Genomic DNA, 15,389 nt, shown 5'->3' on the forward strand with positions numbered 1-15,389 from the left:
TTGACCTGCCGCTCGACCCGATGCCAGTGTCCTGGCGGTTGCGGGCGATTACCGCCGGTGGCCGGCGGGCGCGGCGCCCGGGGCGGATCCTCGCGGCCGGCGCGGCCCTGCGGGTGATAGGTGCCCTGCCGGCGCCGCTGCGCGGACCCGCGGCTCGCAGCGTCTATCAGGGTCGGCATATTGGAATGATCGTATCGAACCTTCCAGGCGCGGCGGGCCCGCGGGAGTTCGTCGGCCTGCCACTGCTCGACACCTACCCGCTGGTCCCCCCTCGCCGAAGGCGTGCCGCTTGCGGTGGGGGCACTCGGCTGGCAGGACGAACTCTGCCTCTCGGTGACGACGGATCCCAGCCTTGTGCCGCCGACGGCGGACCTGGCCGGGCGGCTGTCCGCCGGGCTGGACCAGCTGCGTCGCGAGGTGAGCGCCCCGGCGCGCGCCCCTGGGACGGGGTCCGCCTCGGCCGGCTACCAGGGGCGCCCAATCTCGATCGAGTGGGCTGGCCGCGGCTGGCGTCGCCCGGGCGATGCCGGTGACCCGTAAGGACGGCGTGTAGCCGGGAGCGGCCGTGGGTGGGGGCGGATGGTTGGCCGGTCGCCGGTGCGGGAATGGCCGAGGCGGTGGCCTGTCGAGTGCCTGACGGAGAGTGCCTGACGGAGAGTGCCTGACGGAGAGTCGGTGCGGGACGCTCGCAGGAGAGGGGTGGGTATGCGCGACTTCCCGATCGACCTGGGGATCAGGCCTGGCGCGGGAATGGGCGCGGGGCGGCCGATATGACCGCGGTCCGGCTTCCTGACCCGGTACGGCGGGTCCGGGCGATGCGTTCTGGTGGTGTGAGCGCGGCGGCGTTGGAGCGGGATCTGGCGGCGCGGGTGGATGGTGAGGTGCGGTTCGACGCCGGCACCCGGGGGGCGTATTCGACGGACGCGTCCAATTTCCGGCAGGTGCCGATCGGGGTGGTGGTACCGAGGTCGGTGGAGGCGGGTGCCGAGGCGGTCGCGGTGTGCCGGGAGCATGACGCGCCGGTGCTGTCGCGGGGTGGGGGGACGAGCCTGGCGGGGGAGTCGACGAACGCGGCGGTGATGATTGACTGGTCGAAGTACTGCACCGGGCTGTTGTCGGTGGATCCGGATGGCCGGCGGTGCGTGGTGGAGCCGGGCGTTGTACTGGACCATCTCAACGACCTGCTGTCGCCGCATGGGCTGCGGTTCGGGCCGGAGCCGGCCACGCACAACCACTGCACCCTCGGCGGGATGATCGGGAACAACTCGTGCGGGTCGACGGCACAGCGGGCCGGCAAGGTGGTGGACAACATCGCCCGCCTGGAGGTGCTGCTGTATGACGGGACCCGGATGTGGGTGGGGGAGACATCCGACGATGAGTATGTCGAGACCGTGCGTGCGGGAGGCCGTCGGGCGCAGGTGTACCGGCAGGTGCGGGAGCTGCGGGACCACTATCTGGCCGAGATCCGGCGGTGCTATCCGGAGGTGCCGCGGCGGGTGTCCGGCTACAACCTGGACAGCCTGCTGCCAGAAAAGCACTTCCATGTCGCGCGGGCCTTGGTCGGCAGCGAGTCGACGTTGGTCACGGTGCTGCGGGCCGAGCTGGAACTGGTGCCGGTGGTGCCGGCACAGTCGCTGGTCGTGCTCGGCTACCCGGACATCGCCGCGGCCGGGGACGCGGTACGGCGGGTGCTGCCGCACGACCCGATCGCGTTGGAGGGCCTGGACGACAGGCTGATCCACTTCGAGCGGGAGAAGCACCTGTACCCGGAGGCGTTGGCGCTGCTGCCCGAGGGATCGGCCGGCTGGCTGCTCGTGCAGTTCGGCGGCCAGACAACCGAGGAGGCCGACCGCAAGGCCCGGGCGATGCTGGACGACCTGTGCTCCTCGCCGCATCCGCCGGTGGCGTCGTTCTTCGACGACCCGGCCCGGGAGGCCGAGCTGTGGGAGGTGCGGGAGGCGGGACTGGGCGCGACTACCCGGGTGCCGGGCCTGCCGGATACCTGGCCCGGGTTCGAGGACAGCGCGGTCAGCCCGGACCGGCTCGGCGACTACCTGCGCGACCTACGCAAGCTGTACGGCGAGTTCGGGTTCTCCGAGGCGTCGCTCTACGGCCATTTCGGGCAGGGCTGCGTGCACAGCCGGATCCCGTTCGACCTGGTCACCGCCTCTGGGGTGGGCAGCTATCGGGAGTTCTTGGAACGGGCCGCGGACCTGGTCGCCTCCTATGGTGGGTCGCTGTCCGGGGAGCACGGCGACGGCCAGCAGCGCGGCGAGCTGCTGCCGAAGATGTTCGGCGCGGACATCGTCCGCGCGTTCGGTCAGTTCAAGGCGATTTTCGATCCGGGGAACCGGATGAACCCCGGCAAGGTCGTGGCTCCCTATCCGATTGACGACAAACTGCGGCTGGGCGCGGACTGGGAACCCGCCGAGACGGAGACCTTCTTCCGCTACCCACATGACGGGGGCAGTTTCAGCCGGGCGGTGCTGCGCTGCGTCGGGGTCGGCCGCTGCCGCCGCGAGGGCGGCGGTGTGATGTGCCCGTCCTACATGGTCACCCGGGAGGAGGAGCATTCGACTCGGGGCCGAGCCCGGCTGCTGTTCGAGATGCTGGCGGGCCACCCGGACTCGCCGATCCGCGACGGCTGGCGCTCGACAGCGGTGCGCGACGCGCTCGACCTGTGCCTGGCCTGCAAGGGCTGCAAGAGCGACTGCCCGGTGAACGTGGACATGGCCACCTACAAGGCCGAGTTTCTGGCCCACCACTATGCGGGGCGCATCCGGCCGCTGGCTCATTACTCGATGGGATGGCTGCCGCTGGCCGCCAGGCTCGCTTCCCTGGCGCCCCGGACGGTGAACGCGCTCGCGACCGCGCCCGGGCTCACCGACCTGGTGAAGCTCGCCGGCGGGGTGGCCCGGGCACGGGCCATCCCGCCGTTCGCGTCCGAGTCCCTGCAGGCCTGGTACGCCCGGCGCGGGCCGCGAGGATCCGGCCGGCGGGGCGAGGTGGTGCTCTGGCCGGACACCTTTACCAACCGCTTCCACCCGCACATCGGGCAGGCGGCGATCGAGGTGTTGGAGGACGCCGGCTGGCGGGTCGTGACGCCCGGCGGGACGGTGTGCTGCGGCCTGACCTGGATCTCCACGGGCCAGCTGGCCACCGCGCAGCGGGTGCTGCGGCGCACGACCCGGCTGCTGCATCCGTACCTGCGGGCCGGGACGCCGATCGTCGGGCTCGAACCGAGCTGTACGGCGGTCTTCCGCTCAGACGCCGAGGAACTGTTCCCGCGCGACCCCGACGTCTCCCGGCTGCGCCAGCAGACCCTGACCTTCGCCGAGCTGCTGTACGACCGAACGCCCGGCTGGCAACCTCCGTCGCTGGGCCGGCCCGCGATGGTCCAGACCCACTGCCACCAGCACGCGGTGCTGGGTTTCAACGCGGACACCGCGCTGATGCGCGAGATGGGGATGGACCCGCGGGTGCTGGACTCGGGCTGCTGCGGACTCGCGGGCAACTTCGGCTTCGAGCGGGGCCACTACGACGTGTCACAGGCCTGCGGGGAGCGGGTGCTGTTTCCCGCCCTGCGCGACGCGCCCGACGGCGCCTTGGTCTTGGCGGACGGCTTCAGCTGCCGCACACAGATCGAGCAGGGCGAGGCCGGTGGGCGGCAGGCCGTCCATCTCGCCGAAGTGGTGGCCATGGCCCGGTTCGGCGACGTGCCGGCAGCCCGGCCGGAGCAGGCTGTCGAGCGGCCCTCGTCGCCACGGGCCGCGTCGCTGGCGGTATTGCCCGGTCTCGGCGTTGCCGCGGCGGCCGCAGGCGGCCTGGCCGCCCGCGCCGCGGGACAGCGGATCCGTGACCACTGAATATCCCGGCACTGGACGTATCGCGGCACTGGACGGAGGGATGATGCGGAGATCAGCTGACCAGCCGGGCGGCCGGCGCGGAGTGGTGGTGGTCACCGGGGGTTCGGCGGGGCTCGGTCGGGCGATCGTCCGGCAGTTCGCGCGCCGCGGCTACGACGTGGGTGTCCTGGCCCGTGGCGAGGATGGTCTGGCCGGTGCGGTAGCGGACGTGGCGGCGGCGGGCCGGCGCGGCCTCGCGCTGCCCGCGGACGTCGCCGACGCCGCGGGCGTGCAGGAGGCCGCCGAGCGGGCGCGCGCGGAGCTGGGGCCGGTCGACGTCTGGGTCAACAACGCGATGGCCAGCGTCTTCGCTCCCTTTCCCCAGATCACCCCGGAGGAGTTCGAACGCGCCACAGTCACCACCTACCTGGGCCATGTCAACGGAACCCGTGCGGCGCTGCGGCACATGATGGCACGTGACCACGGGGTGATCATCCAGGTGGGTTCCGCCCTCGCCTTCCGCGGTATCCCGTTGCAGTCGGCCTACTGCGGCGCCAAGCACGCCATCGTCGGCTTCACCGAGTCGGTGCTGACCGAACTGCTGCACGACGGCAGCAACGTGCGGGTTGTGATGGTACACATGCCCGCGCTCAACACCGTCCAGTTCAACTGGGTGTGCTCCCGGCTGCGTCNCCACCCGCGGCCCGTCCCGCCGATCTACCAGCCCGAGGTGGGCGCGCGTGCGGTGGTCCACGCGGCCGAGCACCCACGGCGCAGCATGTGGGTCGGCGTCTCCACCGTCGCCACCATCCTTGGCAACCGGATCGCGCCCGCCCTGCTGGACCGCTACCTCGCCCGCACCGGCTACGCCAGCCAGCAGGCACCCGACGACCACAACCCGATGCTCGGCGAGAACATCTTCTACCCGGTGCCCGGCGACCACGGCGCGCACGGCGATTTCGACGACCGCGCCCACGCCCACAGCCCGGAACTCTGGCTCAGCCAGCACCGCCGCGGGGTGCTCGCCGCCGTGGTCACCGCGGCCGCCGTGGTCACCGCGGCCGGCATGGGAGTCGGGGCCGGCATGGGAGTCGGGGCCGACCGGATGCCCCGGCACCGGTAGGGGGCCGGCGACGGGCGCGCCGGGCCAGCCTGTTGATCTTTCGGTTGCCTGACGAATCCCAGCGGTAGGGGAGAACGTCCGCCCAGGTGGGAACGCTTACCTTGGCGGCCCGTGCAGATCGGCCGCCGTAGGTGGCACCAAGATTGCCAAAAAAGTCAGTCAGGAGGGAACACTCACTCATGGGCGCATTCGAAGAGGCGAAAGGCAAGATCAAGAAAGCGGCAGCCGATGTGACCGGCAGCGAAGGGCTGCGGCAGGAGGGGCAGCAGCAGGAGGAGAAGGGCCGGGAGCAGCGCGAGGCGGAAGAGGCCCGGGCTCAGGCTCAGGCCCACGAGAGGGAAGCCGAAGGCCACGAGCAGCGGGAGCGGTCCGAACAGGGGACCTGACCACGGTACGGATCGTGGCAACCGAGGCGGTGTCCCGCGGCCTGGAACCAGCCGCGGGACCAACAATGTGCGGGACCAACAATGTGGCGGATCGGTCGGACCGGGTGGGCGGCGCTCAGGGCCATGCGGACCGGGTGGGGGATCCTGCTGGTGGCGCAGCCCGGGCTGGTTCTGCGGGCCGCGGGCGGCCACTCCTCCAGCCGCGCCCGGCCGGCAGCCGTGCGGGTGCTGGGAGCCCGCCATCTCGTCCAGAGCCTGCTACCGCCGGGCCGGCTTGGCGTCGCTGCGGACTGCCTGCATGCCGCGAGCATGCTCGCTTTCGCCGCGGCCGTTCCCGGGCACCGCCGGCTGGCCTTGGCCGACTCCGTGGTGGCGTCGGCGTTCGCGGCGTCAGCGTTCGCGGCCGAGCAGCCAACCCTGCAGGAGGTCTCCGCGGCGAGGGGACGGGCCGCGCGGGGTGCGGGCGACGGCCCCGGCCAGACCGAGGGCGCAGCCGCCCAGCATCGGCGCTGCCGCCAGCCATAGCCAGCCTGTCCGGATCTGGCTGATCAGACTGGCCTGCAAGTCTCGCAGTACCGCCTGGGCGCTCGCCGGCAGAGCCGGCACCGCCCTGGTGACTCGGTCCCGCCGAAGGCTGGTGCGGCTGCCGCCGGTGCCTTGAGGTGACCGGCGGGTCGCGGGGGCCGAGGTTGTCTCCTGGCTTCGCCAGCCAAGGTGAACGTTCGGAGGAGGATTTCGTGCCGGAGGGCCGCCCAGCCCCGCGAGCCTGGCGGATCTTCCGTGGCCACGGAAGCCAACCTCGCCCACCCCGTCCCGGGGCAGCAGCCTGGGCGACCGGGTAGGCGTGGCGGGCCGCGGTTTCGGGGAGACAGCAGGCATGCCAGCGGTTGAGAGCGTGGAGGTCGCCGCCTACCTGGTGCCGACCGAGCAGCCCGAGTCGGACGGGACGCTGGAGTGGGGTTCCGTCACCCTGGTGGTGGTGACGGTCCGGACCGGCGGCCAGGCCGGTCTGGGCTACACCTACTGCCATCTCGCTGCCGCGGATGTCGTCGCGGGAAAGTTGGCGGCGGTGGTGACTGGCCGGGACGCGTTGCGGGTCGGTGCCTGCTGGTCGGCGATGCAGGCGGCGGTGCGGAACATCGGCCGTCCCGGCATGGCCGCAGAGGCGATCTCGGCGGTGGACATAGCGCTGTGGGATCTCAAGGCGCGGCTGCTCGGTGTCCCGCTGGTGGTGGCGCTGGACGCGGTGCACGACCGGGTCCCGATCTACGGCAGTGGCGGCTTCACGTCCTATCCGGACAGCCAGCTCTGCGATCAGTTGTCGGGTTGGGCGGCGGCGGGTATCCCGCGGGTGAAGATGAAGGTCGGCCGGGACCCGGCGGAGGACCGGAAGCGGGTGGCTGTGGCCCGGCGGGCAGTCGGATCCGACGTCGAGCTCTATGTGGACGCGAACGGGGCGTACAGCCGCAAGCAGGCGTTGATGCTGGCGGAGATCTTCGCGGAGCAGGATGTGCGCTGGTTCGAGGAGCCGGTCAGCTCCGACGACCTGGAGGGGTTGCGGCTGCTGCGGGACCGCGGCCCGGCGGGGATGGACATCGCGGCCGGCGAGTACGGCTACACGTTGTCCGGTCTGGAACGGATGCTGGCCGCGGGTGCTGTCGACTGCCTGCAGGTGGACGTCACCCGCTGCGGCGGCATCAGCGGGTTCCTGCGGGCGGCGGCGCTGTGCGACGCGCGGGGGATCGACCTGTCCGCCCACTGTGCGCCGCAGGTCAGCGTGCACGCCTGCACCGCGGTGTGGCATCTGCGGCACCTCGAGTACTTCCACGACCACGTCCGGGTCGAACATCTGCTGTTCGACGGGGTCCTCGATGCGCGGCCGGACGGGACGCTGGTCCCGGATCGGTCGCGGTGCGGCCTGGGCCTGTCGGTGCGGCAGCGGGACGCCGAACGGTTCCGGGTCCGATGACCGCGGCGTACGGCGAGGCGGACCACAGCACCGGGCCGGACGGGTCGATGCGCTGGGCTGTGTGCGCCGGCCCCGCCCGCTGTGCGTTCGGGCTGTTCTGATGGGTATGGCAGGAGCTTCTGGCGGGTATGGCAGGAGCGTGAGCCGGTTGACCGGCTGGATCAGTGGGATCGTCGCCGCTGCCGCGATGCTGGTGGGCGCCACCGGCTGCGGTACTGGCGGCGGGCCCGGCTCGCCGACGGCGGACCGGGCCGCCGCCGCGGACAGAGCCGGGCTCGGCGCCGTTGCGGGCATCGTCTCCGACGTCGAGCCGTCCGTTGTCACCATCCTGGTCGGGAACGAGCTGGGCAGCGGCATCGTCTACCGCGCCGACGGTGTCATCGTCACCAACCAGCATGTGATTGCCCAGGTATCCGGTGGAAAGGCCGAGGTGGCCTTCGCCGACGGCCGCCGGGTGGCCGGTCGGGTACAGGCCGCCGATGAGATCAGCGACATCGCCGTGGTGAAGGTGAACCGGACCGGCCTACCCGCCGCGACGTTCCGTAAGGATCTGCCCCAGGTGGGCGAGTTGGCGGTGGCGATCGGCAGCCCGCTGGGATTCGAGAACAGCGTCACCGCCGGGATCATCTCCGGCGTGAACCGGAACCTGCCCGTATCCGGTCAGCAGGGTGGGCAGGGGCGGCCGCTGGTGGACCTTATCCAGACCGATGCGGCGATCTCGCCCGGTAACTCCGGCGGGGCGCTGCTGGACAGCCAGGGCCGGGTCGTGGGCATCAACGAGGCCTACATCCCACCGTCGACCGGAGCCTCGTCGCTGGGCTTCGCGATACCGTCCGCGACCGCGGTTGACGCCGTTGAGCAGTTGCTGCGCACCGGGACCGTGAAGCACGCCTTCGTTGGCGTCCAGCTCGCCACCCTCACCTCGGCGATCGCTGAGCGGCTCGGACTGGACGTGCGTGCCGGGGCGCTCGTGCTGGCCGTCGTGCGCGGCGGGCCCGCGGGCAAGGCAGGTGTTCTACCCGGTGATGTCATCCGTAGCTTTAACGGCAAGTCGGTCGCCTCCGCCGGGGAGTTCTCCGCCAGGCTGCGCGAGGTATCCCCGGGTGACATGGTGACGCTAGGCGTCCACCGAGACGGCAGGGACCACACAGTGCAGGTCAGGGTGTCCGACCGGCCCGGCTGAGAGCTTCGCCGCCGATGCGGCGTCCCACCTCGGGGCTCGGCCCGGGGCTTCCGAGGATGCATCGACGCGCCGTCACGCGCCTGGGGACAGCGGGTTCGTGGACGAGATCTAGGTGAAGATTTCCGGGCCGGTGTCAGTGCCGGTGTCGAGTTGGCACCAGACCGTCTTGCCGGAGTGGGTAGGGCGGGTGCCCCACCGGGCAGCGAGTGCATCGACGAGGATCAGGCCACGACCGTGTTCTTCCTGCTCGTTGGGGTGGAGGACACGGGGGAGGTGACTGTCGCTGTCGGAGACCTCGATGTAGAGGGCCGTCGGGACGCTGCGGAGCACGAGTTCGCCGGGGACTCGGGAATAGCGGATCGCATTGGTGACGATCTCGCTCACCAGTAGTTCCGCGGTCTCGATGGTTTCGGGCTGCTGCCAGCGACGCAGCGCGGCGTTGACGGCGTGGCGAGCCTGTCCGACGGCCCTGAGGTCGAGGGTGAGAGGGATGGTAAGGGTGCGAGTGTTGATGGCCGCGGCGGCCCGGACGAGCAGGAGCGCCACGTCGTCGTCTCGATTGGCCTGATCGACCAGGCGCATCAGCCGGTCGGCGGTGGCGTCCGCGGTGCCGGCGTCCGCGAGAGCGTGCTGTAGCCGGCCGATTCCCTGGAAGATATCGATATCGCGTGACTCGACGAGGCCGTCGGTGTAGAGCGCGAGCGTCGCCCCGACGGGGAACGGGTAGCAGGTCTGGACGAAAACTTGCCCGCCGATACCGAGAAACGCGCCGCCCCCGCCGGTCAGGAGGCGGACCCGGCCATCGGGATCACGCAGGGCGGGAGGGGGGTGGCCGGCGTTGGCGAGGACTATCGTCGCGGTGGTGGGCTCAAAGATCGCGTAGACGCAGCTCGCCAAGGCACCGTCAGGCCCTGCCCCGATGGTCTGGGCAAGGTTGTCCAGGTGGGTGAGTACGTCGTCGGCGGGCAGATCGAGTGAGGCGAACGCCCGGCTGGCGGTGCGGAGTTGACCCATGACGGCGGCGGCGGTCACACCGCGGCCGGCCACGTCTCCGATGACGAGAGCTACCCGACCCGCCGAGAGCGGGATGAGGTCGAACCAGTCCCCGCCCACCTCGGCGTCGATCGGCGGACCCGGCTCGGCGCAGGGCGACCGGCCGGGAAGGGAGCCCGGCTCGTACCGCCAGGCGATGTCCATTCCGGCCACGGCCGGGATGTCGGGTGCAAGCAGGCTGCGCTGCAGCGTGACAGAAACCTCCCGCTCGCGAGCGTACGCGCGGGCATTGGCGATGGCGGCTGAGATACGTCCACCAAGGTTGGCGGCCATCTCGACGTCGTCGTCGGTGTAGGTACGCCCGGAAACGCCGACATGTACAACCATGACCCCATGAAAGTAGCGCCCCACCAGCAGGGGCACCGCGATCCCCCAACGCAGCAGCAGCCGCCGGAAGTAGTCGAGGAATCCAGGAGTCTGATATCCGCTGATCAACGATTCATCGTCGGCCGCGTGGTGAAACGGGCGACCCGACGCAAAGGCTTGGTAGATCGGAGAGTTTCGGTGGCAGTAAAGGATCTCTCCGGCGGCTGAGAACGGGATGTCGCAACTTTGCAGGGGCGGACCGGAAACGCGTGTTTTTATGGCGCGCCGCAATTCCAACAGCTCCGGTCGGGCGTCTGTGTCAAGGGGTTCGTCGAGCAGGTACACGCTGCAGGTGTCGGCGAATTCCGGTACCATAAAATCGGCTATACTCGCCAGTGTGGCGTCCAGTTCCAGGGATCGCCCGACGAGTGTGCTCGCCCGGGTGAGCAGCCGCAGTCGCCGCTCTGCTTCCGCATGCTTCCGCTCGGCACGGCGCTGATCCGTCACATCGACCAGCGTCACGCCAACCGCCGCGGGCACCCCCTCACGGTCCCGGAGCGGAAAGTGCGAAAAGCGCCAGGTGCGTTCCTCCTGCGGGAAAGCCACGCTCCTGCCGATGATCTCCGTGTCTTCAACTGATTCACCGCTGGCCAGGACCCACCGGGCAAGCTTCCACACCCGCGGGTCCATATCCGGCAGCAGCTCGGGGATGGATGTTCCCGCCAGTTGCTCGGGAGACAGGCCGTATATTTCCCGAAAGGACCGGTTGCTCCGTCGCACCCGCAGATCCGGATCGATAATTACCATCGCCGTCGGACTGAAATCGATCAGTTGCGTGCCCAGTAGCGAATCGAAACCGGCATCCAGTGCGTAGTCCGACGAAACGTCCGACAAGGTTCTCCTCGGCTCAGACGTCATTAAATCACATCCCCCTGTGTGGAATGATCATCTCCTGGTCTAATACCCAGGAACTTAGGATCAAATCAGGCCTGGGACTACGGTGGGTGGCGGTCCCGCGGGTAGGTGCCAGAATTCGGTTGCGGATGGCGCTGGTCATGAGGCAGACCGCGATGCCGGACCGGCAAGCATGGGGCGGGTTGCGGTGGCGTTGATGTCGAGCAGGTGAACGACCGCGTCGGTGCTGAGCACGACGAGGGTGTTCGATCCGAGCAGGACAGGCTGGGTGGTGACGGGCGCCGCGACGTCGCCGACCAGCAGCGGACCAGCGGGGCTGTCCAGTTGCCAGATACTGCCATCGAGCAGCACGATCATCGGTCCGAGTGGGGTATGGACGGCAGTGGTGGGCGCGCCGGTACCAGTGGACCGGTAGGGACCGTAGGCGGGGCGCAGCCCGTGCAGGTGCTGGCGGTCGAGGATGCCGCCGTGATCCGGGTCGAGCCGGTGCGCGATGCCGTCGCCGGTGACGAGCACGATTGCCTCGTCGGTGACCAGGGGAGCGGCTGTGGAGAAGCGGCCGGTCAGGGTGGTGCGCCACCGAGTCTGGCCGGTGGAGAGGTTCAGCCGCTCGAGGGTGGGTCCGGCGGTACGGAGCAGCAGCGCATCGGTCCCGTCAATGGCGACCAGCGAGCTGGAGGGCGGTGGTGTGCCGGGCGGATCGGTCCAGGTGATGGTGCCGTCGCGCAGGTCCAGGGCGGTCAGGCCCGGGGTGGGGCCGCCGAGGGGCAGCACGGCCAAGCGGTCGGTGGCCAGACCGGTTCCGTAGGTGAGCAGGGTGTCGACCTGGCCGAGCTGGTCGCGGTGCCAGGCGATATCCCCGGTGTCGAGGTCCAGGCAGGTGACGCCGCCGACGTCACCGACGATCAGCCGGCCCGCCGCGGTGAGGATGGGGGTGGCTAGCAGCCGGCGTCGCTGCCGGTGTGGGAGGTGTCGGGTCCAATGGGGTGCGCCGGTGGCTGGGGCGAGCGCGGTGAGGGTGCCCGCATGGCTGCACGCCAGGATCTGGTCATGGCCGGCGAGAACGCCGGTGATGGGGTCGTCTGCGGCGCGCACCGTCCACAGCACGTCGACTCGGCTGTCGTTACTGCCGGTGTTGGAGGGGTGTAGGCGGGTCAGGTGTCCTGCGCCGTGGGTGTCGGTGCTCGGTGCGATGACGGTGCCGGCGATGGTCGCGAGGGTGCCCAGATGTTGATGGGCGCCGATCGAGTGGCTGGTGGTGCGGGGCGAGGCCGGGGCATCGGCGCGAGACGTGGTCGGTGACCGTGGCGGTTTCGGTAGCGCCGGGATCGTGTCGTGCCGTAGATCCATAGTTCTCAAGCCGGGGGTGAGGGTGATGAGGCGGAGCTGCGGTGGTGACCAGTCCAGTCCGCCGAAGCTGGCTGCGGGCGTGCTGAGCAGGTGACAGCCGCCGACGTTGCGCTGCGCGTCGGCATGCCAATGTCCCGACAGGACGGCGAGGAGGCTGTCGGGTGCGGCACTGTAGCGGATCAGTTCGAGTGTGTCGTGGTCGGGCTGGTCGTGGGTGAGCACGACGACTGGCAGCCCGGGGGTTCGGGTGGCGAGATCGGTGATTATGAAGCGTTGCTGATCGGTGTCATCGATCGCGCACCAGGCGCTGAACCAGTCCAGGGCGAGGAGGTGCACGCCGGCCAGGTCAGCTGACCACCAGCGCGGGCCCATGGCCTGCTCGTAGCGGGTGAGGGTAGCCGCGCCGAGAAACCCGCCACCGTGGGGGGTGTCGCTGGGGTGGGGTTGGTGGCGGTGGCCGTAATGGTCGTGGTTACCCGGCACGATCTCTACCGGCAGCGGCGCTGCGGCGAGGGAGTCGAGTACGCGCCTGAACTCTTCGGGTGTGCCGTGGTCGGTGAGGTCACCGGTGATCACGGCGAATGCCGCGCCGTGGTCGGCTGCGGTCCGCAGCGCGTGGTGCAGGCCGCTGGTGGTGTCCGTCTGGTCGCCGTAGCGGGCGGCGAGCTCGACCGCCTGGGACGGGTCGCCGTCGATCGCGCTGACATGCGTGTCCGTGATGTGCGCGAATCGCAGCTCCCCTGAGGGAGCCGAGGGTGGTTGTGGATCGCTGCCGGTGCGGCTTGGGTGCAGCTGAAACAGCACCGGCTCCCCCGCTGCCGGGTGCTGCCACCAGCGGCCCGTCCAGCCGTTGGGGCGCCGGGCCCAGACCGGGCGCCCCGGCACGGTGCGGAGGCTGAACGAGCCGTCGTCGCGAGTGAATGTCCAGGTCCGCCCGTCGCTTACCGCGATCCCTGCGAGCGCGTTGCCGTGGATGGTGAGCACGGCGCCGATGATCTGCATGCCTGAGTCTAGTCTCCGACAATAGATCATTTACAACCCTTCGCATCATTATGTATGTAATTTCCTTACGGAAGTAAGATGTTGTTTAGATAAAGTTTCCCTTGGCCTGTCAGTGTCACCGCCATGACCCCACCCGGCCTCGCGCTGCCACCGCAGTCACAGGGGGCGGCCTCGACGAGGCTGTCCGGGTGGCCGGTGCTGTCCGGAACCGTCTGTACCGCTTAGTCCACTTGATGGAGGAACTGTCATGAAACTCAGCAGCGACCGCATCCTGACCACGCACACCGGCAGCCTGCCCCGACCGGCCGGGCTGGCCGAGCTGATCCGGGCCCGGGAACAGGAGACCCTCTCGGTCGCGGACGCCGAGTACCTGCCCGAGCGGATCGCGGACGCGGTTGGCGTGGTCGTCGGCCATCAGGCGCAGGTCGGGCTGGACGTGATCAGCGATGGCGAAATGAGCAAGATCGGGTACGCCACCTACGTCAAAGAACGCCTCACCGGTTTCGACGTGGACGTTGCCGTTCCCGAGGGCGGCGGCCTGTCGATCGCTGATCTGGACGACTACCCTGGCATGGCCGAACGTTCCCTGGCCGGCTTGGAGACCGCGACACCGACCTGTACCGGTCCGATCAGCTACACCGGCACCGCCTTGCTCGATACCGATCTGGCCAACTTCGCAGCCGGCGTCAGCTCAATCTCGGCAGGATCGGGTCAGCCGACCGAGCGGTTCATGAATGCCGCGTCACCTGGAGTTATCGCGCTCTATCTTCCGAACCAGTTCTATGCCAGTTTGGATGAGTACCTGTTCGCGTTGGCCGAAGGAATGAGGGCCGAGTACGAGGCGATCACCGCAGCCGGGCTGGTCCTGCAGATCGACGCCCCGGATCTGGCGATGGGTCGGCACATCCAGTACGCGCACCTGTCCGAGCAGGGATTCCTGGACCGGCTGCGCGTGCACGTTGAGGCGATCAACCACGCGCTACGCAATATCGACCCGGCGAGGGTGCGGGTGCACCTGTGCTGGGGCAACTACCAGGGCCCGCACCACAAGGACGTCGGCCTGGACGTCATCCTGGACACGATCATTCAGCTCAAGGCCGATGGGCTGGTATTCGAGGCCGCCAATCACCGCCACGCACATGAATGGCAGGTGCTGGCCGACGCGAAGATTCCCGAGCAGAAGGTCCTCATCCCGGGTGTCATCGACACCTCCAGCGTCTACGTCGAACACCCCGAACTCATCGCCCAGCGCATCACCCGCTTCGCCGACATCGTCGGCCGCGAGCGCGTCATCCCCGGAACCGACTGCGGCTTCGCGTCCTTCGCCACCTTCCTCGCCGTCGACGAGAGCCTGGCCTGGGCGAAACTCGAATCCCTCACCGCCGGCGCTCGACTGGCCAGCGATCGACTGTGGTCATGACCAGCACCACCCCGACCCACAGCACGACCGAGCACGACGCGGCGCTGCCGGTGCTCGACCTGCGCGAGTTCGACCCTGGCACTGATCCCGCGGTGCGCAGCCGGTTCCTTGAGCGACTGCGCGAGACCTGCCATGACGTGGGTTTCTTCTACCTGGTGGGGCACGGCATCGGTGACACCCTGTTCCGGGAGGTCGAGGAGGTCACCCGAGCGTTCTTCGCTCTGCCCGAAGCCGATCGAATGGCGATCGCGATGACCCGGTCGCCACACTTCCGTGGCTACACCCCACTGGGTGGTGAACTCACGAACGGTCGGGCCGACCGGCGCGAGGAGATCGACCTCGGCGAGGCCACCATCAAAGCCATCCACTACCCTCCGTCCGGACCTGGCTGCGATCATCAAGGCGTTGGCACCCACCGGGACTTCGGGCTGCTCACCTTCGTCCTGCAAGACGCCGTCGGTGGACTGCAGGTGGAGCGCGACGGATGCTTCTTCGACGTCCCGCATCTGCCCGGCGCCCTGGTCGTCAATCTCGGCGAAATGCTGCAGCTCGCCACCCACGGCTACCTCAAGGCCACCGTCCACCGCGTCATCAGCCCACCCGCTGGCGTGCGGCGATTCTCGGTTATCTACTTCTTCAACCCGCGCCTGGACGCCACCCTCACTCCCATCGACCTGCCCGCCGAACTTGCCGCCCAGGCAACGGGCGGACACAGCGCTGACCCGGACAACCCCATCCTCGCTACCTACGGCGAGAACATCCTCAAGGTGCGGCTGCGTGCCCACGCCGACGTCGCGCAACTCCACCACGCAGATTTGCTCGCCGCCGAGAGCTGAC

11 protein-coding genes and 1 pseudogene are annotated in these 15,389 nt (G+C 69.6%); 10 read left to right on the forward strand and 2 right to left on the reverse strand.

Features of this window, described 5'->3' with window-relative positions; translation table 11 throughout:
- Positions 1–20: 20 nt before the first annotated feature.
- From BMG523DRAFT_RS27340 to BMG523DRAFT_RS11755, 8 genes and pseudogenes are all read left to right on the forward strand, one after another.
- Positions 21–215 (forward strand): annotated as a pseudogene (locus BMG523DRAFT_RS27340) (hypothetical protein); the annotation flags it as partial.
- 67 nt (positions 216–282) lie between these two features.
- Complete coding sequence (locus tag BMG523DRAFT_RS26450; RefSeq protein ID WP_023841238.1) at positions 283–540, forward strand: hypothetical protein; 258 nt, start codon at positions 283–285, stop codon at positions 538–540.
- 230 nt (positions 541–770) lie between these two features.
- Positions 771–3,866: an FAD-binding and (Fe-S)-binding domain-containing protein gene (locus BMG523DRAFT_RS11735; protein ID WP_023841237.1), complete on the forward strand. Its 3,096-nt coding sequence runs from the start codon at positions 771–773 to the stop codon at positions 3,864–3,866.
- Between the two features lie 43 nt (positions 3,867–3,909).
- A complete protein-coding gene (locus tag BMG523DRAFT_RS11740; protein ID WP_043591181.1) occupies positions 3,910–4,968 on the forward strand; it encodes an SDR family oxidoreductase in 1,059 nt (352 codons plus the stop codon).
- Between the two features lie 179 nt (positions 4,969–5,147).
- Positions 5,148–5,354, forward strand: coding sequence for a hypothetical protein (locus BMG523DRAFT_RS24470; protein ID WP_023841235.1), 207 nt, complete (start codon positions 5,148–5,150; stop codon positions 5,352–5,354).
- A gap of 123 nt (positions 5,355–5,477) precedes the next feature.
- Positions 5,478–5,879, forward strand: coding sequence for a hypothetical protein (locus BMG523DRAFT_RS25910; RefSeq protein WP_051623852.1), 402 nt, complete (start codon positions 5,478–5,480; stop codon positions 5,877–5,879).
- 352 nt (positions 5,880–6,231) lie between these two features.
- Complete coding sequence (locus BMG523DRAFT_RS11750) at positions 6,232–7,323, forward strand: enolase C-terminal domain-like protein (RefSeq protein WP_011436418.1); 1,092 nt, start codon at positions 6,232–6,234, stop codon at positions 7,321–7,323.
- A 139-nt stretch (positions 7,324–7,462) separates the two neighbouring features.
- Positions 7,463–8,506, forward strand: coding sequence for a S1C family serine protease (locus tag BMG523DRAFT_RS11755; RefSeq protein ID WP_043591170.1), 1,044 nt, complete (start codon positions 7,463–7,465; stop codon positions 8,504–8,506).
- A 108-nt stretch (positions 8,507–8,614) separates the two neighbouring features.
- Here BMG523DRAFT_RS11755 and BMG523DRAFT_RS11760 read toward each other — a convergent pair whose 3' ends face one another.
- Complete coding sequence (locus BMG523DRAFT_RS11760; protein ID WP_023841232.1) at positions 8,615–10,759, reverse strand: SpoIIE family protein phosphatase; 2,145 nt, start codon at positions 10,757–10,759, stop codon at positions 8,615–8,617.
- Positions 10,760–10,918: 159 nt separating this feature from the next.
- Positions 10,919–13,132: a PQQ-binding-like beta-propeller repeat protein gene (locus BMG523DRAFT_RS11765; RefSeq protein ID WP_035941677.1), complete on the reverse strand. Its 2,214-nt coding sequence runs from the start codon at positions 13,130–13,132 to the stop codon at positions 10,919–10,921.
- 247 nt (positions 13,133–13,379) lie between these two features.
- On the opposite strand from BMG523DRAFT_RS11765, the gene BMG523DRAFT_RS11770 reads away from it, so the two are divergent.
- Both BMG523DRAFT_RS11770 and BMG523DRAFT_RS11775 read left to right on the forward strand, forming a co-directional pair.
- Positions 13,380–14,552, forward strand: a complete 1,173-nt coding sequence (locus BMG523DRAFT_RS11770; RefSeq protein ID WP_011436422.1) for a cobalamin-independent methionine synthase II family protein — start codon at positions 13,380–13,382, stop codon at positions 14,550–14,552.
- The gene (locus BMG523DRAFT_RS11775) at positions 14,549–15,388 is read left to right on the forward strand and encodes an isopenicillin N synthase family oxygenase (RefSeq protein WP_023841231.1); all 840 of its coding nucleotides are present in this window, start codon (positions 14,549–14,551) and stop codon (positions 15,386–15,388) included. Before BMG523DRAFT_RS11770 ends, BMG523DRAFT_RS11775 begins: the two co-directional genes overlap by 4 nt.
- Position 15,389: the final 1 nt, after the last annotated feature.

The sequence above is a fragment of the Frankia sp. BMG5.23 genome, assembly GCF_000685765.2.
Lineage (GTDB): Bacteria > Actinomycetota > Actinomycetes > Frankiales > Frankiaceae > Frankia > Frankia casuarinae.